Raw genomic sequence first — 24169 nt, forward strand, 5'->3', positions numbered from 1 at the left:
TAGAAAATCTCAATTATCTTTAGTTATCATTAATCGACATTAAGCTGTTGCTGCATTCTCTTCTTGGTTGTTCGTTGTTACGCCATCTTTAACAAAGTAAATAGACAGAGCTGCTAATAACATGGCTGCGCCTGCTAGCATTAGGATGTAGATGGCTTGATTGTCAAACACTGCTGTTAAAATCCAGCCAGCAAATAAGCCAGAAACAATCTGTGGAGCAGCAATGGTAAAGTTAAATATGCCCATGTAGACCCCTGTTTGTTTGACAGGAATGCTACCGGCAAGAATGGCATATGGCATAGCCAAAATTGCAGCCCATGCCATACCAACACCAATCATAGGAATGAGTAAACTAACGGCGGCTTTCGGTACCTCAACTTGCGTGATCATTAAATCAACGGTAGTTAAGGTCGGATCCTGTAAGAAAAAGATGCTGATATAGCCTAAACCACCAGCAATAAGTGCCATGGTGTAGGTTACTTTACGGCCTAAGGTATTCGCGATTCTAGCGAGAAATACCGAGAATATTGCCGCAAACAGTGAATAAGCTGCAAAGATAATACCTACCCAGTCACCTGCTGCACCTTTTGCGGCAGCGATATCGGCAGGCACTTGTGTAACTGTTTCAAGAAAATCTGGATCAAACCATTTCGCTTCCACGCCCCAAATGTGTTGGGTGATTGCTGGCATGGTGTAAACCCACATGATGAATAAAGCAAACCAAGAGAAGAATTGCACGACTGCAAGCTGCTTCATAGTCTCCGGCATAGTTTTCATTAAGCCAAAAAATCCTTTTAAGCGTGTGCTTAGTGAAGCTTCTTTTGGCAAAGCATTTTCTCTCGGTAGGCCATACTCACCGGGCGCATATTCTTTGGTTTTGAGCACTGTCCAAAGCACTGAACCAAACATAACTGTTGCACCAATATAAAATGCCCAGATAACAGATGGCGCTACGTCACCTTTGGCAGCGGTGTTTTCTAAACCAATCACGTTGGTTAGTAAGAAAGGTAAGATTGAACCACATACCGCACCAATATTTATCAGCAACGATTGTACTGAGTAGCCTATGTTACGTTGGTTATCTGGCACCATGTCAGAAACTAGCGCACGAAACGGTTGGAAAGCAACGTTAAACGAGGCATCCATGATAGCTAACATCATGGCACCAAAAAACAGTGGCGTCATGATGCTGGCGATAGTGGAAGAGTTTGGCATTAACAACATGCCAATCGCTGCAGCGATACCGCCAATCAGAATATAAGGGGTTCTACGACCAACGCGGTTCCATGTTCGGTCAGAGGCAGAGCCAACAATTGGCTGTATCAACAGCCCCATTACGGGAGCCACTAACCAGAATAATGACAACGAGTGTAAGTCGGCACCTAAATCTGAAAGTATTCTACTGGCGTTGGCATTTTGTAGGGCGAAGCCAAATTGAACACCTAAAAAGCCGAAGCTAATGTTCCAAATTTGCCAAAAGCTGAGTTTTGGCTTTTGCTGCGTTGCTTGCACTGTTGTCGTCATTTTCATTACCTAATTATACTTATAATTTTAATTTAGCGCTTTGAAGCGAATCGCGGCACCACCACTGGTGGCCAAAGGTAACGTTAAGCTATCTTTGGCAGATACTTTACGTTTTTCGATTATCATATCGTAAGGGTTTTTCACCCAATCAGCGTTTTTACCATCACGATAGATTTGTGCTTCATATTGCTTACTTGGATCTAGGAAATCTAATTTTACTTTCAACTCGCGTGCATCTTCGTTCGTTAACGCACCTAAGAACCAGTCGTTACCATCTCTTTCTTGACGAGCAAAAGCAACATACTTACCAATTTCACCCGCAATAGCTTTACTTTCATGCCAGTCAGTTGGTACGTCACGAATAAACTGGAATGCTGGTAAGTTAGCTTCGTAGTTACGCGGTAAATCAGACGCCATTTGAATAGGGCTATAGATGACAACATAAAGGGCTAACTGTTTTGCCAATGTTGTTTGTGGACGGTCACTGTCTTCACTTAAGCCTTTGTAGCCCATATCGAATGTACCCGGTGTAAAATCCATTGGGCCAGATAACATGCGAGTGAATGGTAAAATCGCAGCGTGCTCTGGTGGGTTAGGTGGTGACCCCCACGCATTGTATTCTTGTCCACGAGCACCTTCACGCGCTATCCAGTTAGGGTAAGTACGACGTAAGCCTGTGTCTTTAATTGGCTCATGGGTATTAATACTTATTTTGTACTTTGCCGCTTGTTCAATGTTGTATAGATATTCGTTCGCCATAAATTGGCCATCGTGCCATTCTTTGCGAACAATGCCGTTTTCGTCGATACGCTTAATTTTGCCGCCATCAGCAACATAGCCGGTTTTAACTTGGCGAACACCGTGTTTTTCATAAAGTTTAAAAGCGTCGTCCATTTGATTACGGTAGTTGGTGACATTACCCGAAGTTTCATGATGACCAATTAAACGAACGCCAACTTTCTTACCATGGTCTGAAATTTTCTGAATATCGAAATCATCGTAAGACTTAGTGAAGTTAAAGACATCGCCGTTGTTGTACCAATCGCCATCCCAGCCAATGTTCCAACCTTCAACTAATACGCCATCGAAACCATACTTAGCCGCAAAATCCATATAGCGAATTGTTTCACTCGTGGTTGCGCCGTGCTTGTCGCCGCTGCCCCATGTATTTTCACCAATGTGCATACCCCACCAAATACCGACATATTTACCAGGCTCAATCCAAGAGGTATCTTCAAGTTTATTTGGCTCGTTTAGGTTTAAAATAAGGTCTGAATTTAGCAGGCCGACTGCATCTTGGCTGATCTGAATAGTTCGCCAAGGAGTGGTGAAATTAGGTGACTTTTTCACTAATACACCGTCATACCATGGTGTTAAGTCAGCTTTTAACGTACCACCGCGCATTTGTTGTAGTGTCATACCTGCATAGTCAACAAGTGCTGCTTCGTGAATGCTAACGTGTGTACCGTTATCTAATTTGAAGGTAAACGGAGTGTGAACACGGTCAACACTTGCTAAGTCGGTAGTCTTATAAATGTACTCGTAACGATTCCAACCACGAGAGGGGATCCACCAAGCTGTTGCTTTGTCGGCTTTTTCTACAGCGAACTCTGTCATCTCATTAGTGATTTCAATGTTGCCGTCTAAGCCTTTTTGTTTAGGTACTTCGTAGCGGAAACCTACACCATCGTTAAATACTTTAAAACGAACTTTGAAGCTATTCGACTGGTCACGGTCTGCACTAAAACTAACCACCATTTCATTGTGGTTGTCGCGTACGTTTTTACGTTCACCCCACGGCAGCTGCCACGTGGTATCTGAACTTGACTGCTTGCTATCACTAATAACAAATCCTTCGCCTAGCTCAGCTGATTTTTTGAATCGCAGGCCTAAGCGAGATGATGCAATTGCTGTTTCGCCATTAAAAGAAATTTGGTAGCTAGGAATATTGTCGTCACTTATGGATACGATAATTTTTTCATCGGGTGATTTTACTTGTACGGTTTTCGCCATGATGAATGGCGATACCAAACTAGCGGTTATCAGTAGTAACTGTTTTTTCATCATCTTTCCTGAGGATTTGTCATTGTTATCAGCATAAAATTGGACGCACCAAATTGCAGCAACCTGCATACGTATTCAGTGTATTTATTCCAAGATTAAACGGGCATTAAGAGCTGAATTTTCGTTCAGCTCTTGTTTTTATGGTGTAATTTTTTAGCGGTGCAACTCAAAAATAGTCGCGCTCATAGGTGCTAGCGTTATCGCTTGTTTTAGCGAGTTTTTCTTGTCGTTTAGCACATCATGAGCCATAGAATATGAGGCTAATAGCTCTTGGTACTCATCAGCATTTATCGTACGAGCTTCATCGTTTTTATTAATAACTACCATGACGCTGTTGGCATCAATTTCATCACCATTATTTGCGTTATCAACAACTCTAAAATAAACATAAACGCCGTCTTTAGGTGCATAGTGTCGCAATTGGCCCTGGTGAACAGCTCTTGCCCCTTTGCGCCAATTCAATAACGATTTGATAAAGGCGCGAGCTTCTTGCTGTTTCGCTGTTAGATTTTTGCCAGTAAAAGCGTTTTGCTTGTCACTTTTCCAACCTCCGGGAAAGTCACTGCGAATGATACCGTGGTCAGTTGTACCTGCGTTTGTCATAGCGACTTCAGTACCGTAGAAAAACTGCGGAATACCACGCATGGTCATAATGTAGGTCATGGCGATTTTAAACTTCGCCATGTCTTCATTAAGCAAGGTGAAAATACGGCTCATGTCGTGGTTATCGGCAAAAGTAACTAGCTTATATGGGTCGCCATAGAGAAAGTCATTGGCGATGGTTTGATAAAGCTGATTTAAGCCTGTATTCCAGTTTTCAGGGTTGTTCAAGCTATTCACTAAGGCATCTTGAACAGGAAAATCTAAAACGCTTGGTAAGTAAGACTGATATTCATCGTGGGTTTTACTGCCTTGTTGCCAATAAGCAACGATGGCAGGGTTTGTGGTCCATTCTTCGCCTGTAATATTAATGTTTGGAAATTCTTGGGTAACACGTTTTGTCCAAAGTGTTAGAAAGTCTTTATCTGAATAAGAGTAAGTGTCTACACGAAGGCCAGAAAGGTTGGCATATTCAATCCACCATAAGGTATTTTGAATTAAGTATGTACTCATAAAGCGATTGCGTTGATTTAAATCTGGCATCGTTGGCACAAACCAGCCATCGGCAAAGATTTTAGCGTCAGAGCTTACCGCGTGTGGATCATGCAAGCTCTCACGTTTGTGATGCGTGCCAACAAAATCTTGTTTTTTCAGGGCAAAATCTTGGTTGTTCAACCAATCCTTCATTGGCAAATCTTTCATCCACCAATGGTTTGAACCAATGTGATTTAACACCACATCTTTAATTATGCCAATGCCTTGCTGTTGAGCTTTTACCGACAATTCTTTGTAAAGGGCATTACTACCAAAGCGCGCATCAATCTGGTAAAAATCAGTGGCGGAATAGCCGTGGTATGAATACTCCGCTTGGTTGTTTTCGACCATTGGGTTTGTCCAAATTTGAGTAAAACCCATGTCAGCTAAGTAGGGTAAGCTGTTAATAATACCTTGGATATCACCTCCGTGGCGCCCCCCTTTAAACTGACGATTTGGTTGTTCAATGAGTTGTGGAACACCGTCGTTACTAGTATCGCCATTAGCAAACCTGTCAGGAGTTAAAAGATAGATAACATCTTTTTGCGTAAAAGATGTTGCTGCAACAGAGTGTTTGTTTCGCGCATTAAACGTGTATTGATAACTGGCCACTTTGCTGTTGCCTTGGTAGAAATCAAGCGGGTAGCTTCCTTGCTGTAGATTCGGTAGTAACGTTAGGTCAATAAATAGGTAGTTCGGGCTATCCCCCATAGTCACTTTGTCGATACGGATATCATTATTGGTAAATTTCGGCGTTAATTGACTAATGTTATTGCCATATACCATAAGTTGTAGCTGATCGCTTTTCATATCAACCCACCATGAAAGTGGCTCTAAGCGATCAACTTTGTATTGAGTGTTGTTGGACTCACTGGCATTTACAGTGTTACCTAGCGCTAGGAGCGCTGAACACGAGAATAATATGTTTTTAGCCGCGGTAATTAACTTGTTGTTTTTTTTCATTTGTTTGTCCTAAATATGTTAATTCCTATTTTTTGATAAATACCGCAGTGGTTAATGCTGGTACTAAAAAGCTTGTTTCCTGAACTTTGCTGGTTTTTACAATATTGTCAGAGCCACGTTGCTGAATAGGGTGCAAGGTGTAGTGGTTTGCATTGTTAAACGGTAATTCAATGGTTTGCGCGGAAGTATTAAAAATCACCATCAAGGACTTTTCTTGTTCATCACCTTCAATACTCATGGCAAATACACCAAGTTGTTGTTCTTTGCCCGTATTATGAAAACGCACACGCTCAATCACATCTTGTGCTGCTGTTAAACGGAACAAAGGAGACGCCATGCGTAGTTTAATGTAGTCGGTAAATACGGCTGAACTAAATGCGATATCTTTGGGTGACACTTGATCTCGCCCTTCATTTTTCGCCAACACTTCTTTGATCATTTGCCAGTTCTGCTGGTCTTTTTCAGCAGGTGGTAAACCTATGCCATAGTTGTTGTCTTGTTTGGCGAAATCCACTTTGTTAAACCAATCGCCATAGTCATAAGAATCTCGTAAAAAACTTTTAGAACGCAGAAGTTCTGAGCCCATATGAATAAAAGGAATGCCTTGGGCAAAAATAGCAAAAGATAGACTTTGCAGCTGCATTCTGACGCGTTGCTCAGTGGTTAACTCATAAGGAATGCGATATTGATTGTTGTCCCACAGAGACTGATTGTCGTGCTTAGAGACGTAATTAATGGTATCTGCGGGATCGAGCGCATAACCTGCCGGTTGGCCGCCGTAAGGAATATCTTGACCAAGTTTTGTTTCGCCGTTATGAGCCTGCAATGGGTAATTGGCTAAGTTACCTGTTAATCCAATTCGGATTTGATCTGCCATTAAGTAATACTGAGATAAGTCATCAGATTGCAATTCATTTGGATGAGTGGCTAAACCGTTACCAATACCTTGGCTTTTGCGAATGGCTGCACCAGAAGCATTAAATGCACCACCGCGAACAGCGTCTCTAAGTCGGTCGGTGAATGTGCCAATTTCAGTACCCGCAAGTTCTAACTGGCTCGCTTGCACGAATCGTTGGTTGTTCGCCACTTCGCCAAAATTCCAGCCTTCGCCGTAAAAGTAGTTATCTGGATCTACTGCGTGTACTGCATCTCTTGCCTTAAGCATGGCATCTTTAGGTTGGTGCGCCATCAAGTCGAAACGAAAGCCGTCAATTTTATAATCGCGCGCCCAGACTACCAATGAATCTACCATCAGTTTTTCCATCATGGCATGCTCGGTTGCGGTGTTATCACAACACGTAGATTGTGCAATTTTCCCAGTAAGCGGATCTAGCCTGTGATAATAGTTAGGGACAATCTTATCGAGTACGGCTGTTTTCGCTAAACCTGCTTGGTGGGTGTGGTTGTAAACAACGTCCATGATGACGCGAAAACCCATATTATGCAGGTGTTGAACCATGCGTCTAAACTCTACTATGCGTGCTTCACCTTCAGGATTTAACGCATAACTGCCTTCAGGGACAGAATAATGAAACGGGTCATAACCCCAGTTGTAATTATCTAGTTGACGCAACGCACTGACTAAGGCTTGCTGGTTTTCACTGTCTTGTGATTGCGCTTCAAGGTATTGATGAATACTCGTGTTATTTGATTTTGCCAACGAACACACTAAATCGTTTTCGCTTAAATCACAGGCCTTTTGCAAACTATCGTCAAGTGAGATAACGGTATTTGTATCTTCATTTACTGTACCTATATCGAAAGCCGGTAACAGGTGAACGCTGTTAATGCCGGCGTCTTTCAGTGTTGCTAGGTGCTTCATACCATCGCTTTCAGTTTCTGTGAAAGCTAGATATTTACCGCGATAATCTTGGTTACTTAACGCTGAATCAGACGCGCTAAAGTCACGAATATGAGTTTCGTAAAAAATGTTATCTTCTGGGTTAGCAACAGGGGTGTCACGCTGTGTTAACCAGCCCTCTGGCATAGTTTCATCACTATTTAAATCGATAATATGTGAATACTTACTATTGGTAGAAAGACTTAATGAATAAGGGTCGGTGGTTACTAAGGATTCAAATTCTTGACTTGCTGGGTGGTAAACGTCGATTTGATATTGATAGTAATTCCCTGCCAGAGATGAGTCTGCTTTGGCATACCAAAGACCAGTATCTTTGTCTTCTGTCATATCCAATGACTGCGTTTGATATGGCGACTTATCTTGATTAAAAAGCAACACCTTTACGGAAGTAGCAGTAGGTGCCCATAAGTTAAAGGTGATATGATCTTTTAAAACAACTGCACCTAAGTTATCAGTTTCATTGGCATCGTTATCGTTAGCAGTATAAAGCCGATCAATAACCGCTGCTGTTTGTACTTGTGTGGCGATTTTGCCATTACTAACAGTAAGCTTTCTTTTTAGTAATTCTTTGATGCTTTTGTTATCAGCGTTCAGTTGATAAAAAACAAAGCTTTTGAGGTGAGGAAAGTTACTTATATGCGCTGAAAAGCTTTCGGATTTTGACAGCGGGTATGATGTAAAATGCCCTTTTTTGTCTAAAGCGACTAGGGTTAAGGCGTTTGCCTTACTTGTTTCTATAAAAGATGGCGCTATTGCAATGTACTTTTCTGTAAGCCAATGGGCACTGGCATCCTGAATCGGTAAAGCCAATGTCTTAGAATCTTCCGTCTCACTTTTAGAGGGCTTTGGCGGTTGCGGGACACAAGCGCTTAGTAAGGCTGTTAAAATCAATAGGGTTAAATAACGCACCATTTGCTTCCTGTTGCACGTGTTTTACGTGTCTTATCGTTTGTAATTAGTCATTAATTTACTTGGCAAGCTAGGCAATACAAAGCGTTGCTGGATTTTTGCATACGTATTCAGTGCTTGTAGTAATGAGAACACTTGTTACAAATTGTTCTAAAATTAAACAGTGAGGCATCGGCAAAAAAGTGCGTAAAATCTGGGGTATAGCGAAAAATTGCTTGTAACTTAGCTACTGATTTAAAGGGAATTTTGAATACGTATGCATAAATTGCAGGTTATTGAATACGTATGCAGTCAGTGTTTTTAAGCGAGTTACCTATTTATATTAAATGCATCCACGGTGACAGTGGGTAACAGACTTACACACAAAATAATAAAATATGCTTCGGTCAGTTGGATAACTGAACGTTGAATACAGTGTCAGGGAAGATTGGGGAGAGATCACAAATGGTTAAGTTTAAACCGAGCAAGTTATCACTAGCGATGTTATCAACAGGTTTGATGGCATTAAGTTCAAATTCTTTTGCTTTTGCGCAAGAAGCGGAACAAGAGAACAAGAAAGCTGACGAAGAAAAAGTTGAAGTAATTGAAGTTACGGGTATCCGTGGCAGTATTGTTGAAGCGATTAACACTAAACGCTTCTCATCAAATGTAGTTGACGCTATCAGTGCCGAAGATATCGGTAAACTACCAGATTCATCAATCGCAGATTCATTATCACGTATTTCAGGTCTTGCTGCACAGCGCCTAGAAGGTCGTGCTAGTGTTATCAGTATCCGTGGTTTTGGTGAAAACGAATCTACAACAACGTTAAATGGTCGCGAACAAGTATCAATTGGTGATGGCCGCGGTGTTGAATTTGACCTGTATCCTTCTGAAATTATGAGTGGTGTTAGCGTTTATAAAACGCCGAGTGCATCGATGACAGGCGAAGGCATCGCTGGTGTTATTGATATGCAAACACTTAAGCCACTAAGCAAGAATGAGCAAATTTTTGTTATTAATGGTCAATTAGAAAAGAATGGCCATGACGCTGTTGTAAGTGGTTACGATAACACGGGTCACCGTTTAAACTTCTCATATATTGATCAGTTTGCTGAAGATACTCTTGGTGTTGCGCTTTCAGTAAATACCATGCGTTCTCCTGGCCAAGAGCAGCAATTTGGTCGTCACAATGACCCTGTATTATATGAACTAACAGATAGCGACGGTAATACTTACAACGGTATTAAAGGCGCTAATATTAAAGGCCGTTCTTCTGAACTTTCTCGTGATTCAATCATGGGTATTGTTGAGTACACGCCTAACGACAAGCTTTCAATCACAGTTGACGCTCTATATGTTGACTTTAGCGATGAGCGTTACATTGGTGCTGTTGAATTTGGTTTCAACAACTGTGATGACGACAACAAATTCCCTGATTGTAGTTACACAATCAACCAAGTAGAAGATGGCTTTGTAACAGACGCTACGTACCACAACATGCCGTTCTACCTTAAAAACAACCAAGAACACCGCACGGCAGACTTACTGAACTTAGGTTTCAACCTTGTTTATCAAGTAAACGATGATCTATCTATTGAATTTGATGCGTCTAGCTCAGAAGTTGAGCGTGATTTATACCAACACGCTTCATTTGCAGGTGCTGCATCATTTGAAGGTAACTCAGTTAATTACAAGTTAAATGAAGACGGCTCTGGTGGTGTATTTACCACATCACAAGACTACGGCGACCCAAGTATTGTTGGTGTTGGTGACATCATGGGTTGGAGTTTAGCTGGTGAACGTTCTAACCCGAAAGTAGAAGATGAAATTAAGTCATTTAAACTTTCTGCACAACAAATGCTAGATAGCGACCACTTTGACTCAATTGAATTTGGTGTTGCTTATCGTGAGCGCGACAAACAAAAAACTATCTCTTACACGAAAACTGATGTGTTACCAGAAGCGATGATCCCGGGTACAAACGTTGCGGCAATCGATCCTCAGTACTTAATTGGTACAGTTGATTTAAGCCATGCGAACTTAGGCCACACGATTATTTTTGACCAAGAAGCGATGTTAGCAAGCGGTAACGTCTACAGCGAAACGGATGTAACTTACTCTTGGGGTAAAATTGCAGATGCTTTCCAAGTAAGTGAAGACGTCACGGCTGCTTTTGTTCAAGGTAATATTGCATCTGAAATTGGTGGCAAATCAATTCGCGGTAATGTTGGTTTACGTTACGTCCACACTAAGCAAACATCTGTTGGTGATACGTTTGGTTGGAGTGGTATCGATACTAAACTTGATTACGAACATTCATACTCAAACTTATTACCAAGCGTGAACATCATTGTTGACTTAAGTGAAGATGAAATTTTACGTTTAGGTTATGCGAAAACGATTGCTCGTCCAGTGATGGATGACATGAAAGGTGGTTTATTAGTTGAGCCAACTAGCTGGAGCGGTAACCCAGAAGATACTGATGATAACGGTAACTACTGGAAAGCGTCTGGTGGTAACTATCAACTTGAAGCGCGCGAAGCTGACGGATTCGATTTAAGTTATGAGAACTACTTCTCAGATGAAGGTTATTACTCAGTTGCATTCTTCTACAAGGACATCAAAAACTGGAACTTCGATTCAGTATATGAAACAGAACTTCCATTACCTGAAGATGCACTTGCAACACACCCTGTGTCTGGAAATATCGAGAACTTTGACGACACAACAACAACTGTTTACGCCAAAGAAAACGGTGGTAAAGGTAACTTAAAAGGTGTTGAGCTATCTGTTACTTTCCCATTCAAGATAATTGATAAAAGCTTAGAAGGCTTAGGTATTTTTGCCAGCCACACACGTGTTAAGCAAGACATGAAAGACTTTAACGGCGAAGACTATACCTTACCGGGTCTATCAGAGCGTGTGTCTACATTCACGGCTTACTATGAAAAAGATGGTTTCCAAGCACGTATGTCGATGCGTAAGCGTTCAGACTTTACCGCTTCAATCTACTCAACGATTGGTTTGAAAACTGAACAACGTTTTGGTGTAGGTGAAACCTTATTTGATGCACAAATTGGTTATGATGTTACAGACAATCTGTACATCTATGTTCAAGGTCAAAACTTGACTAATGAAGCATTTCAAACCAAATTTGATGATTCAAAGTACGCGACAGACCAGTTCTTTGATTACGGTCGAAGCTATCAGGCAGGCTTTACCTATAAGTTTTAATACGTGAGTTAACTTGCCGTATTCACAAATGCCTCAATAATCTTGTTATTGGGGCATTTTTATTTGTTGAAGATGTATGATGAAAGACAAGCAAATGAATAGTAACGAAATCAAGAAAGTAGTCATTGTTGGTGGTGGTACTGCTGGTTGGATGACAGCATCATTATTGATTAAAACCTTTGGCCACAACATCGCAATAGAGTTAGTAGAATCTGATCAAATAGGTACTATCGGTGTTGGTGAAGCAACCATTCCACCAATCATTCATTTTAATGACGAGCTCGGTATTAATCCGAAAGAGTTTATCAAAGAGACCAAAGCGACAATTAAGCTAGGGATTGAATTTGAAAACTGGGGCAAGCAGGGCGACAGCTACATGCATGCCTTTGGCGATATTGGTAAAAGCTTCCCCTTGTGTGACTTTAGCCACTTTTGGGTGAAAGCAAAACAAGAAGGTCTTAATTACGATTTTTGGGATTTCTCGCTAAATTATCAAACGGCAAAACGAAATGCTTTTGCCCATTTAGAAAAAATCCCAGGCTTAAACTTAACGGGGTTAGTTAATGCCTTTCATTTTGATGCGGGCTTATACGCGCAGTTTCTTTCAAAATACAGTCAGAAAAAAGGTGTTACTAGAACTGAAGGCAAAGTTGTTCAAGTAGGGCAGTGTGAAGATACCGGTTTTATCACCGACATCACCTTGGAAAGCGGTGAAAAAATTTCGGGTGACTTGTTTGTTGACTGCTCTGGTTTACGCGGTTTGTTAATAGAGCAAACGCTAAATACGGGTTATGAAGATTGGTCTCACTGGCTACCCGCGGACAGCGCTGTGGCTGTGCCAAGCGAGTCGACTTTGCCAATTATTCCTTATACTAAGTCAACAGCGCATTCGGCGGGATGGCAATGGCGTATTCCTTTACAGCACAGAACTGGTAATGGTTTGGTTTATTCGTCGAAATACATGAGTGACGAACAAGCTAAAGAAACCCTGATGAGTCACTTAGATGGCAAAGCGCTAGCGGAGCCTAAAGTAATCAAATTCAAAACAGGTCGTCGGATTAAACAATGGAATAAAAATGTGGTGAGTATTGGCTTATCTAGTGGCTTTTTAGAGCCGTTAGAATCTACCAGTATTCACTTAATTCAGAGTGCTGTTGTTCGTTTGGCTAAGATGTTTCCTCATCAAGGTGTAAACGACGCCATGGTGCGAGAATTTAACCGACAATCGCAACTAGAGTTTGAGCGCATTCGCGACTTTATTATCTTGCATTATAAAGTGACCCAACGTGACGATTCCAAGTTCTGGCGAGACTGCCAACGCATGGAAATTCCAGATACCTTGCAGCACAAAATAGATGTGTTCAAAGCCTCTGGCTTAGTCTTTAGGGAAAACGATGAGCTATTTACCAAGATAGCTTGGCAGCAAGTGATGATCGGACAAAACTGCATTCCTGATGACTATCACCCAACAGCGAAGCAAGTATCTACTAAAGAGCTGGATGAAATGCTCGAGACTATTAAAAAGATTATGGATAAAACCTCGGTGCAAGTGCCTTCCCATGCTGATTACATTAAGGCGTGTGTGAGTTAATTCTCTACAATCTGCAGATACTAAAGCCAGAGCATGTGGTTGCTCTGGCAACAGCTTTACACTGTTTGAATAGATGGTATTCTCGATTGCTTGAAAAGCACAATAGAAAATAATATTTCTAACGCGCCACCGATAAATGCGCCGACGGCAAATTCTGCGTTAAGTATCATACAAGTACTTCCTGAAAGAATAAGGGCTAAACCAAGTCCCCAGTAACTCTTTAGGCCATATAGCGTTTGAAACGCTAAATACCAGACACCTATTGCCAGTAACATGATGGGATAGAACCACTCCATTTTGATTTGAGCGACACAAAAAGCGATAAACAAACCGATAAATAAAATAGCGGTAGTTTCCAAAGCGAGTTTGCCTAGTGGGTTATCAGTACTGTGCTTGCCAGAACGTGTTAGTATTTTTGACAGCACGATAGACAGCGGAAAGATAAACATACCACCAACAAATAATGTAAGCATGCTGGCGGTATTGGAATACAGTAATGCCATAGCACTAGCTAACAGCCACACTAACCCTGAAACTAATACACCTGTTGCGCCACCATAATACGCAGAGCTCATGTCTGCTTGTGCTTGTTCAAGCGTCATCATTGCTCACTTCCTTTTGTCGTGTAATCGCTATAAGCTATTGTTCTGATGAGATTGTTGGCTATGTAGTCTGTTGTTTATCTAATTCCTTACGATTATTCTTCAGTTTTAAAAAGAAAATAACATTGCTGCTTTCTGCATTACTGTGCCTTTGGTTGCTCGTTATACATTACGCAAAGCTGATTTCGAATTTTGCCCCTCCGAGTACATCGCTTTGGTTGACTGAAATGCTGGCATTATAGTGACTTAATAATTCCTTGATTATCGCTAGTCCCAGTCCGCTACCGTTTCTATCGGATTGATTCTCTCGCCAAAAGCGTTCAAATATTAGCTCTCGATGTTGTTCAGGAATGCCTGCGCCAGAGTCTTCAATTGAGAAAGTGTTCGTTGTGATCGTCAGTCTAATTTTACTTTTCTCAGGTGTATGCCTGATAGCATTCTCAAGTAAGTTCTTTAAGATAACCATAAGCTCACCTTTTTCGATGATTGCTTTGCAATTTTCATCTTCCACAACCAGCTCTAAGTCTTGCTCTTTAGCTATTGCCATTGGAGCTAATAGCTCACAAGCATCCTTGGTCGCACTTACGACGTTGGTTGAGTCATTTGGAAATTCTTTAATACGTTGAGCACGTGATAAGTCTAATAGTTGTTCGACGATTCTTGAAAGGTACTGAGTATCATTTTTTAGCGCGTCTTTAACCTCTGACGAAGGCATTTTTAATTCAACACGATTGAGTAATATCGTTAACGGTGTGCGCAGCTCATGCGCCGCGTCAGCGATAAATCGTTTTTGTTGATTAAAGCTTTTTTCGACGCGATCAAGTGCGTCGTTCATTGCAATAACAATAGGTAATAGTTCCTTAGGTACGCCTTCGGTTTCTAATCGTCTTTTTAAATCATCCGGGCGAATACTTTCTATCTGAACACTTAACTCTTTTGCCGGTTTTACAATGAACTTAATGGCGATAAAGCTCATAATCAAAAACAATAAAAATGAAAGAATGATGATAGTAGTGACTGATTCCATGATGGCAGGTTTTACTGCTTCATTAGCGAGGGATGCAAGTAAGTCACTTCTTGCAACGTCAAAGTAATACAATTTGCCATCTAAATGAATGTTACTGCGAAATAGGCTTATTGACCGAGCATCGATGCGAGAGAATTTCTCGGGTATCGATTTTTCAATATCATTAAAAATGTAGCCTTCTGTGCCTAGCGGCATGGAAGAAAGCTCTATTTCGTTTTTTCTCGGATCAACTAATCGAAAAGCAAGATTGGAATAAAGCGCGTCGAAGCCCCACTTTAACTTAATTTTCTTATCGGCAAATTGAAACTCGCCGGACTCATCTATGTATAAGGAAGCCGATATTTCATAACCCATATCATTGAGTACTGCTTTAAGCGCCAAGTCGGCAAACTTGTCTGTTGATGTTAAAAAAATGCTTAAGGCTAGCCCAAAAAATAAAGCCCCAGAAGCAACAAAATAAACAATCAGTTTAATTGCTATTGAAGGCGTTTTTAGAAACTTACTTAAAAAGATAACCAATTCCTCGAATCGTTGTAATTTTGGCATTTGCACCAGCGTCGGATAACTTTTTTCTTACTCTGTGCACTGCTACTTGTAGTGCGTTATCAGAGAGTGACTCTCCATCTTGATAGACGATATCTTCGATTGCTTCTTTCGACACTGTTAAGCCAACGTTCCACATTAAATGCTCTAAAATAGTAATTTCTGTTTTACCCATGACGACATTTTTCTGATCGACTGTGACAGTTTTAGCAATCACATCAAGTTTAATGTTTTCAGTGGTTAACTCAGTATTAGAGAGCGATGTAGGGCGTCTTAGTAATGCGCGTAATCTTGCCGTTAGTTCTTCGACTACAAAGGGCTTAATCAGATAATCATCTGCACCATGGTCTAGCCCTTTTATTCTATCTTGAACGCCTCCACGGGCGGTTAGAATTAAAACGGGTACCATGTTTCCATTTCTGCGTAAGCTTTTTAACACGTCGATACCGTCAGTATCTGGCAGTCCGAGGTCGAGAATAATGGCAGCATAGCTGGATTCTTGAATGCATAGCTTCAATTCGCCTGCACTGCGCGCTATATCTGATAGAAAACCTTCTTGAGCAAGTGCCTCTTGAATGAACTCTGCTAGCTCTCCGTTATCTTCAGTGATTAATATTCTCAAATTTCAACTCCTTTTATCTTTTGCTCATTTAAACATAACTTAAGGCACGCAGGTAAAATAAGTAAAGTGAGTAGCGTGGATGTGACTAGCCCTCCGATTATCGTCCAAGCCATCGGTGGCCATAGTGGGCTCGATGGTGACGTTAGTGGAACCATGCCAATGATTGTCGTGCATGCGGTCAGCAATACAGGGCGAAATCTATCTTTAGTGGCTAGCTCTATCGCAAAGGCTAGTGGTAGACCGTCATCTTTCACAAATTTCAATACGGTATCAATTAAGATAATCGCGGTATTGACGACAATGCCTGTCAGCGCTAACAAGCCAAGAACTGACATGAAACCAAAGTTAACTCCAGCTAATGCCAACGTAGGAATAACACCTATGGTAGCGAGCGGAATAGTGATCATAATAATGGCCGCGATTCGGTAAGAATTAAACTGCAAAATTAAGGCGGAAAATAACAGTAAAGCACCTATGGGTAAGGTCTTCAATAAAGCGGCATTAGAGCTACTTTCTTCTTCGGCAACACCGCCCACTTCAACTTGCACATTCGACCGAGTCGCAATAGCTTGTAGCTTAGGTAGAATATCTTCAATTACTGCGGCAGGATCGTAGCCCTTAGCAACTTCTGCTTTTATTGTGTTGCTATTAAAGCCTTTCCATCGAGTGAGAATAGGCGCTTCCCCTCGAATCACAGGTGTTACAAATGCGCTCAATGGGTAGAACATTCCATGTTGATTCATCATGACAGTGTTCATAATGTACTGACTATTGGCACGATTAACATCTTTATTATCTCTAACAACTATATTTAGCGTATCTCGGTCTCTTGGCATACTTGTCGCAATTACGCCTAAGGTACGCCATGTAACATACTGAGATATATCGGAACGATTTAAACCGGCTAAGTGTAAGTCGTATTCATTTATGTCGAAGCTCAGCGTCGGCTTAGCGATTACATAGCCTCTTCTGGTATCTAGGGTTGCGTTATGTTGATTAACAACGGTGAAAATAGACTCTGACGCTGCAAGAATTGATGATCTATTTTCTCCTAATATTCTTATCTCGATTGGCGCTTCAATGGGGGGGCCTTGGCCAATTTCTCTCGCCCAAGCGCGCGTGTTTGGGAGAGCCTTGGTAAAATAGTCGTTTAAGCCTTCAACAAGTTCTGGAACCGCTTCATGGGATTGTGTTTCGACGACGATTCGTGCCACATTGGCTTCGTTAGGAGAGGTAGACAAGTTGTAGTAAAAAGAAGGGCCAGAATTTCCAACAAAGCTGACAATTTTGCTAATGCTCTTGTCAGTTCTTAGTTTGTTTTCAATATGCTTAACCGTTTGCAGCGTGGCATCGTGGCTTAATCCGTAACTGCCTTCGATATCGATAACCGCTTGATTGCGCCCAGATTTAGGAAAGAATTCCCCGCCTTTATCACTGGTGGATAATATCGAGATACAGGTGAGCCCAATGAATAACGCGATAACTGATTTAGGGTAACGTGTGCCTATTTGAGAAAAATGCTTACCTACTTCTGCGAAGTACTTAGTCGTTTTGCCTTCTTGGAATGTTCTAAAGTTGTTGGTGATTGACGGCACCAAAGCTAGTGAATAGAAATAACTCGTCACAATAGCAATAATCACGACCACGGGAATCATTCGAATAAAGTCTGCTACATTGCCTTGTGAAAGTAGCATAGGAACAAAGGCGGCTATTGTCGTAAACGTTGAGGTTGCTAATGGTTTATAGAGTTCTTTTATCGCTTTTTGTGATGCCGCTATGTTTGATAACCCTTGTTCTCTGTAACGAGAAATAAGCTCTGACATAACAATACTGTTATCAACCATCAACCCTAAACTAATCACTAATCCAGCGATGGACATTTGATGCAAAACTCCGCCGCTAATGCCAAAAAAGGCAATAGAAGAAAGGGCAATTGCTGGAATCGTTAAGGTAACGACCAGTGCTACTTTTCTAGACATCAAGAGAAACAACACCACGCCGACGCCAATACTACCGTATAAAAGCGACAGTGCTAAATCGTTACGACGACTTTCTGTCCACGCTGGCTGGTAGAAAACTGGCGTAATTCGATAATCTTTATGCTTGGAATTTAACTCAGCAATTCGAGTCGTTAGTTTATCGCCGAAGTTAGTTACCCGTAGCTCATTAGGAGGTACGACAATTGATAAACCAATTGAACGTTTCCCATTTAACCAAAAACTCTCTTTTTCAAGCGGGGGAAGGCTATATGAAACATCGGCTATTTCTGACAAGGTCAAAATACTGTTATCGGCGGTTTCTATTTCAACGGCTTTCAACGTGTCTATGCTATCTATTCGTGTGATAGAAGAAATGTTAGTCTGATATAAGTTACCCTTAAGTGTTCCTGCGTTCTTTAACGCATTAGCTTCTGCGATTTGTTGTATTACTTGCTGAGGCGAAATACCCAATTCCAGCATTTTTTCTTGTGAAAAATGAACGTCTAACTGTTCGCCAGGATCGCCAATGAGAGATATTTTTCTAATATCTGACATTTTGTAGAGTTCGTCTCTGATATAAAGGGCATATTTTCGCGCTTCAATCAGCGGTTTGTTTGATTGAATGTTGAGAAAGATGCTGTCGGTGTCTTGCACTCTATCATCTAGCTCGAAAGTAGTGACAAGGTGCGAAAATTGAGCTTGTGCTTGGGTAATTTTTTCTCTGACGCGCTGCCACGCTTTTTCTGTATCATAAATAGTTTCTCGTAACTCAATATGAACCTGAGCAACACCATCAGAGGACTTTGAAGAAACACGCTCAAGTCCATCGATGTTGGCAAGAATGCGCTCAAGTGGTTGAATAATTGAATCTTCAATAGCTGAGGCAGACATACCCGGAGCAACAATAAGCACATTACCGTTTCGGTAAGGAAAAAAGGGGTCTTCTTGCTCGTTAATATTAAACCAGGTAAAAATGCCGAGTAGGCTTACGATGAGGACTAAACCAAAGATAAGTCGCTCTTGTAGAAACCAAAATTTAGTATGACTCATGTTTTTCACCTTTACAGTCGACTAAAGTCAACAGGCAACGAAACATCATTGCCGATCACAATAGGGTTATGTGGATTAATGTCTCCAGAGAGAATGACATTCAGACTATTGATATCGAGCACCGATATTTTCTTAGGTGTTAATTCTTGTTCAGCAACAACAATAAAAGGGCTGTTGTTAATGTCGTATCTGACAGCCCGATAATCGACGGCAAAGGCTTCAATATCTTGATGCTGGAAATCAAGTTCGGCTCGTAAACCTATTATTGAGGCGGAATCTTCCGGCAATTCAAGAGTTACCTTATGTAGCCTAACTCCACTTTCTGTCGGTAGTGATTTTTCAGTGACGATACCCGTTACAGCATCTTTTGTAGCAGGTATATATATAGTATGTGATGAGCCGGTTCTAACTTTAACCGCTAAATATTCAGGAAGGGCAAAAGTGACTCTTTGTTTTTCAAAGGAGTCAATTTTAAAAATAGCGTCACCTCGATTAATAAAATCGCCTTCTCTTTTGTATAGCTGAGATATCACTCCTGACTCTCTGGCGCGAATTGAGGTATCGGCAAAAACATTACTTGCTGCTGAGACACTAGCTTTCGCTTCTGCTATCGCTTGCTCTGTGTGTTGAAAATTTCGCTTGGCTTTATCGAGTTCTTGTTTGGCAATGAGTGACTTTTCAAACAAAAGCTTGGCTCGTTGTAAGTCCTCTTTATCTAACAGTAATTGCGATTGGGCTTGATACAGTTTCGCCTGTGTTTGTGTTAGCTTTTCCGCTAAATCAGGGGAATAAAGCTGGGCGATGAGTTGCCCCTTTGCGACGGCTTGCCCTTCTTTTACATGAAGTTCAACAAGCTTTCCAGATTCAAATATTGTTTCATCATAAGAGCGGGCGCCAGTTACAACGCCGTGAAACCGTATCGATTTTTGAAACCTTACTCGTTCTGGTAGCTGTGTGAAGTTTTCAAGCGTTTGCTCAAGGTCAACAGATAACGGCGCCTTTTCAGGCGCCTCTTGACTAAGTTTTGGCTCACTATTGCATGCTGATAAGCTCAGCAATGAACATGTAATTAAGATTGCCGTTAACCCACTAAAATTAGCTTGATAGCATTTAGAAAGCATAGGTGTACCCCAAAATAAAGGTGCCACCACCTGACTTATCAACAAGTGGGCTGTCTTTTATTTCACTCCCGAAAGTAGTGTAAGAAAGGATCATTAATAAATTGTGGCGCTTGCCTACTCGCCAGTTTGTTCTGACACCGATTTCGGCATTGGTTGTAGAATCGGCTTCATAGAAAGCGCGATAATCGGTAATTTCGTTTTCTCTTACACCATAATAGTAATTAACTAAGTCTTCACTTTGCATGGAAATACGTACAAATGGTTCAACCATAAATGGGTCAAACATGAAGGGCTTAGAGTAAGCAAGTGATACTTCGTAACCGTCGTGTTCACTACCGATATCAGTCAGCGCATCAAATGAAAAGTCGCCAAATTCAGAGCCATAGTTAAGGCTAAAACCAATTTCGAACGTACCTGTTCTATCATCCATTCCTTTGAAAATATCTCCGTCATCGGCGTCATAACCGTCAAACCGATATTGTCCTGCAATTGAAAAGTCGAGATCTCCTAGGGAGGCAAGCTGGTAGTTTATTGTAGGACCATAAATGCGAAGTTTTTCTGTTTGTAAGTAAATCATTGGAATGACTGTCGTTTCAGTTCCAATGTCGGTATAACCTTGGTTTTCAATCATACCGCCAATACCTAGGCCCCATTGATACTCGGCGTGAGCTGGAAGACAAGCTAATGCTGAAAAAATGGAAAGGGAAGCGCACAAAAATTTTTTCATTTCAGTTACTCTCAAAATTTATAAAGGGTTGTTGTCTAAATTTCAGGAGTTACTTTAAGGTGAGGAACTTTCTCGAATCTTACAGATTGAAAATTAATCAGTTAAATCTGTAAGGTTCAAGAAAGAAACGTTATTTTTACGAGTACTGAATCGGAATATGGTTAATTTTTAAGAAAGCGACGTATTAATAGCTAGCGCATTAATTTGCTGACTGAATCTGCAATGTGATAAAGCGTCGATTTATTGCCGTCACTTGACATTAAAACAATGATATAGTCTTGCTTAAAATCATGAAGCTTTAATGTGTGATGACTTGGGTTCGAGCCGTCATGCGTCCAGCTAATCAACTTGTCTTCATTATCTAAGAGAAAGGAACCGAAGTCGAAATAAGCGCGGTTTTTCTGGCCGGACAAAGTATCACCAGGCAGTGCGCTCAATACCTTCTCCATATTAATCAACTTGCCGCTTGTTAGTGCTAGTTCAAACTTCATTAAATCGACTGGGCTCATGTAAACAGTAAGGCCATTGATAAAGGTAAGGTAGTCACCGACAACTTTGTTTGGCTGAATATCTTGTTGGGCAAGCTGAGGGTGGCTGGCTGTCATATTTGCTGGCTCAAAGATGTTTTTTTGCAAGTAAACAGAAAATGGCTGCTGTGTTATCGCTTCAACAATTAGGGCGCGCAGTGTAACGTTTAGGTTGGAATATAAGTAACTTGTTCCTGGCTCAAAACTGACCTCACTGTTTTTTATCTGTTCAATAACTGTAGGTGTGTCGATCCCTCTATGCCACTTTATTTTGGGCAGGCCAGAAGTGTGGCTAAGAATGTGTTCTACAGTGATAGCCTGAGCAGAAGGTGGTAACCAGCTAATGTATTTATTAACGGTGTCTTGATAGCTAAGTTTTCCCTGCTCAACCAGCTGCATAATAGCGACCGTAGTTAATTCTTTGGCAACGGACCCTGGGCTAAAGATATGCTTTGCCGTTAAAGGAATATTCTGTTCTTTATCTGCAAAGCCGATATATTCTTGCCATACGATGGAACTGTTTTTACTCACAATGACAGCGCCATTAAAGTTTGAGTTTTTAATGGTCGCTTCAATTGATTGGCGATAATTATCGCCTAACGCTTTTGTAGTAACTAAGCTACAAAGTAACAGGGTAAGACAAAGTAAATTACGCATAATACTCTTATTTATTCTTATTTTTATGGTTAAGACGCAACCTGCCTATATTTGGTTTAAAACTAAAATTTGAAATCTAGTCCAATAGATAGCGGGTTGGCTGTTCTGGTATTAACTTCGCTTTCTTGGTATTCGATTTTAATCGATAAATTGTCGCTAATATCATAGCTAGCACCTACACCATATATTAAGTCGTTACCTGATTCATCTATTTCAATCAAAGGGGTATTTAACCTTACCGAACCTTCTTCTGACCACCACAGGTTTCCTAACTTGGCGTAAACAGAGAAATCACCTAGTGGGTATTTAGCTAGAGCTTCTAAAGAGTAGCCTGTAGCATCAAGTTCGCCTGCGCCGTCAAAGCGATCATACGTGCCAAAATCGAAGTAATTTGCTTCTACGGAAAAATAATTGTTTAGAGAATATCCTGCGTTTATCTTAAAAGTCGAGTCATTTGAATCGTTGTAGCCAACGGTAGTTAAAGCAGCGCCAAGGTAATAGCTATCGGTTTCTTTAGCAAAAAGTGGCGAGTTAGAAACGGCTAAAAGTAAAAAGAAAGAGGAAATTGTTTTAATTTTCATTGAGTTATACGTCCTTATTAAGAAGTGGTCATTATAAGGAAGCGGTTAAATTTGTGTAACGAAAAAATGTAACATTAAATTACTTCTTCTTTAAACCTTTTCAATGCCTTAGGTGCTGTCTTTTGGCTTATTAACCCTTCTTTTGCATACGCGGTTAATACTATCTGTGTGCCTTTTGTTGTCGGGAATAATTCAACGGAAACGATAGCTGGGTTTAAGTTAGCATAGCCTGCTCCTGTTAATACCGAACGACGATTTCCTTTAGATAACTCTTCAACAAAGCCACTGCTTCGTTCAAATTTGGCAAATATTCTTTTTGCTACTTGAGCTAATGCTTTGTCTTCATGAAAGGTTTCACTTACTTGCTTCTTTCGTAGCATTGAATATACAAGTGAAGAGCTAAAGCCATGGGCTTTTCTAAATTGACGATTAAGTATTTGTGATTCTTGCTTCATTTTTATCTTGTTTTAATAAACTTTGGGATAGAGTATTTGCTAGTGTATTGTTTTACTAGCCTTTAATTTCGGCATTGCCGATATTGTAAAAAGAGCGAATTGCTTTAATTTTATCGCCTTCTAATTCATACCATTCGCAAACCACCATATTTAACCCCGTATTACGGTTATTTTGTTCAAATTGCACGCATATATTATTACCTTCTTTGATGTGCTTTATCAGGGTTAAGGTATTGCCGAGAAAGTCTTTTTTGTTTTTCTCTACAATTGATAAATAGCGCTTTTTAGATTCAATGGTACCGAATGGGCTAGTATGCTTGAACCCATCCACAATAGGCAGTTCGTCAATACTTCCTGTTTGCCAGCAAGATAACCATTTGGCAACTACGGGGTCGATATTCATAGTGTCACTTCTTTTTAACGTTATATGTAAAGATCAGTATAGCGGTTGTGAAGTGGAAGTGGCTGAACCAAGTTTTTTAACGTTTCACTGGATTAAATTCGGCCCGCCGTTAACGCTTGTTTAATACAATATTTAGCGACTAATTTATGAAAAGGTTTTATTACAGCCATATACATTTTGCCAGATCTCGTTTTTAGATTGACGAGAGTCGATATAGAAAACTCTTGTTCAGAAAGCTTTAACACTGAAATCCACATGTCCATATTGTTTTCGTATGCGCCACAAACGACTTCACCTTGCTCAACAAACTCTATGGTAAGAAAGCCAGCTTTATTGCCTTTAGTTATACTTTCTAGCGGTACACTCATCTTAGTTTCACTGGTTGAAAAACCTAAATATTTAACGATAGAGTTACGAAAGCTAAAAGCGAGCTGTACCGGTTTGGGAAGGTAACCGAAGATACCGTGGTAAACGTGCTTGGCTTCAAGGTTTGATTTGTTCACAACTACTTTAAAAGAATCTCGGTAAAAAGCGTTGCGCTCTTTACCATTAATTCGAGTATTTACCGGAAAATCCATTTCAGAAATCATGATTTCTTTTCATTGACAGTTAA

At 40.7% G+C, this 24169-nt stretch carries 17 protein-coding genes; 2 read left to right on the plus strand and 15 right to left on the minus strand.

Annotated features, from left to right (window positions below; all coding sequences use genetic code 11):
* Positions 1-39 precede the first annotated feature (39 nt).
* The 4 genes from ACOB80_RS17180 to pulA all read right to left on the minus strand — a co-directional run bounded on the left by ACOB80_RS17180 (position 40) and on the right by pulA (position 8458).
* Complete coding sequence (locus ACOB80_RS17180; protein ID WP_473167090.1) at positions 40-1524, minus strand: MFS transporter; 1485 nt, start codon at positions 1522-1524, stop codon at positions 40-42.
* Positions 1525-1551: 27 nt separating this feature from the next.
* Positions 1552-3588 (minus strand): glycoside hydrolase family 97 protein, encoded by a 2037-nt coding sequence (locus ACOB80_RS17185; protein WP_473167091.1) that lies wholly within the window; start codon positions 3586-3588, stop codon positions 1552-1554.
* 153 nt (positions 3589-3741) lie between these two features.
* Positions 3742-5685, minus strand: coding sequence for a glycoside hydrolase family 13 protein (locus ACOB80_RS17190; RefSeq protein WP_473167092.1), 1944 nt, complete (start codon positions 5683-5685; stop codon positions 3742-3744).
* 25 nt (positions 5686-5710) lie between these two features.
* Complete coding sequence (gene pulA, locus ACOB80_RS17195) at positions 5711-8458, minus strand: pullulanase-type alpha-1,6-glucosidase (RefSeq protein ID WP_473167093.1); 2748 nt, start codon at positions 8456-8458, stop codon at positions 5711-5713.
* Positions 8459-8899: 441 nt separating this feature from the next.
* On the opposite strand from pulA, the gene ACOB80_RS17200 reads away from it, so the two are divergent.
* Positions 8900-11671, plus strand: a complete 2772-nt coding sequence (locus ACOB80_RS17200; RefSeq protein WP_473167094.1) for a TonB-dependent receptor — start codon at positions 8900-8902, stop codon at positions 11669-11671.
* A 94-nt stretch (positions 11672-11765) separates the two neighbouring features.
* Complete coding sequence (locus ACOB80_RS17205) at positions 11766-13262, plus strand: tryptophan halogenase family protein (protein ID WP_473167095.1); 1497 nt, start codon at positions 11766-11768, stop codon at positions 13260-13262.
* A gap of 56 nt (positions 13263-13318) precedes the next feature.
* On the opposite strand, the gene ACOB80_RS17210 is transcribed toward ACOB80_RS17205, so the two are convergent.
* The 11 genes from ACOB80_RS17210 to ACOB80_RS17260 form a co-directional block, all read right to left on the minus strand.
* Positions 13319-13867 carry a DUF7010 family protein gene (locus ACOB80_RS17210; protein WP_473167096.1) on the minus strand — a complete coding sequence of 183 codons (549 nt, stop codon included), beginning with the start codon at positions 13865-13867 and terminating at the stop codon, positions 13319-13321.
* A 166-nt stretch (positions 13868-14033) separates the two neighbouring features.
* Entirely contained in the window at positions 14034-15437 is a 1404-nt protein-coding gene (locus ACOB80_RS17215; protein WP_473167097.1) for a sensor histidine kinase, read from the minus strand.
* A complete protein-coding gene (locus ACOB80_RS17220) occupies positions 15391-16056 on the minus strand; it encodes a response regulator (RefSeq protein ID WP_473167098.1) in 666 nt (221 codons plus the stop codon). Before ACOB80_RS17220 ends, ACOB80_RS17215 begins: the two co-directional genes overlap by 47 nt.
* Positions 16053-19085, minus strand: coding sequence for an efflux RND transporter permease subunit (locus tag ACOB80_RS17225; RefSeq protein WP_473167099.1), 3033 nt, complete (start codon positions 19083-19085; stop codon positions 16053-16055). The genes ACOB80_RS17220 and ACOB80_RS17225 overlap by 4 nt, the downstream gene beginning before the upstream one ends.
* A gap of 11 nt (positions 19086-19096) precedes the next feature.
* On the minus strand, positions 19097-20206 hold the full coding sequence (locus ACOB80_RS17230) for an efflux RND transporter periplasmic adaptor subunit (RefSeq protein ID WP_473167100.1): 1110 nt from the start codon (positions 20204-20206) through the stop codon (positions 19097-19099).
* Positions 20196-20933 (minus strand): MipA/OmpV family protein, encoded by a 738-nt coding sequence (locus tag ACOB80_RS17235; RefSeq protein ID WP_473167101.1) that lies wholly within the window; start codon positions 20931-20933, stop codon positions 20196-20198. Before ACOB80_RS17235 ends, ACOB80_RS17230 begins: the two co-directional genes overlap by 11 nt.
* 191 nt (positions 20934-21124) lie before the next feature.
* Positions 21125-22117 (minus strand): serine hydrolase domain-containing protein, encoded by a 993-nt coding sequence (locus tag ACOB80_RS17240; RefSeq protein WP_473167102.1) that lies wholly within the window; start codon positions 22115-22117, stop codon positions 21125-21127.
* A 62-nt stretch (positions 22118-22179) separates the two neighbouring features.
* A complete protein-coding gene (locus ACOB80_RS17245) occupies positions 22180-22698 on the minus strand; it encodes a porin (RefSeq protein ID WP_473167103.1) in 519 nt (172 codons plus the stop codon).
* Between the two features lie 74 nt (positions 22699-22772).
* The gene (locus ACOB80_RS17250; protein ID WP_473167104.1) at positions 22773-23153 is read right to left on the minus strand and encodes a hypothetical protein; all 381 of its coding nucleotides are present in this window, start codon (positions 23151-23153) and stop codon (positions 22773-22775) included.
* A gap of 55 nt (positions 23154-23208) precedes the next feature.
* Complete coding sequence (locus ACOB80_RS17255) at positions 23209-23556, minus strand: nuclear transport factor 2 family protein (protein ID WP_473167105.1); 348 nt, start codon at positions 23554-23556, stop codon at positions 23209-23211.
* Between the two features lie 92 nt (positions 23557-23648).
* A complete protein-coding gene (locus tag ACOB80_RS17260) occupies positions 23649-24146 on the minus strand; it encodes a DUF2867 domain-containing protein (protein WP_473167106.1) in 498 nt (165 codons plus the stop codon).
* Between the last annotated feature and the right edge of the window lie 23 nt (positions 24147-24169).

The organism is Thalassotalea coralli (genome assembly GCF_055786205.1).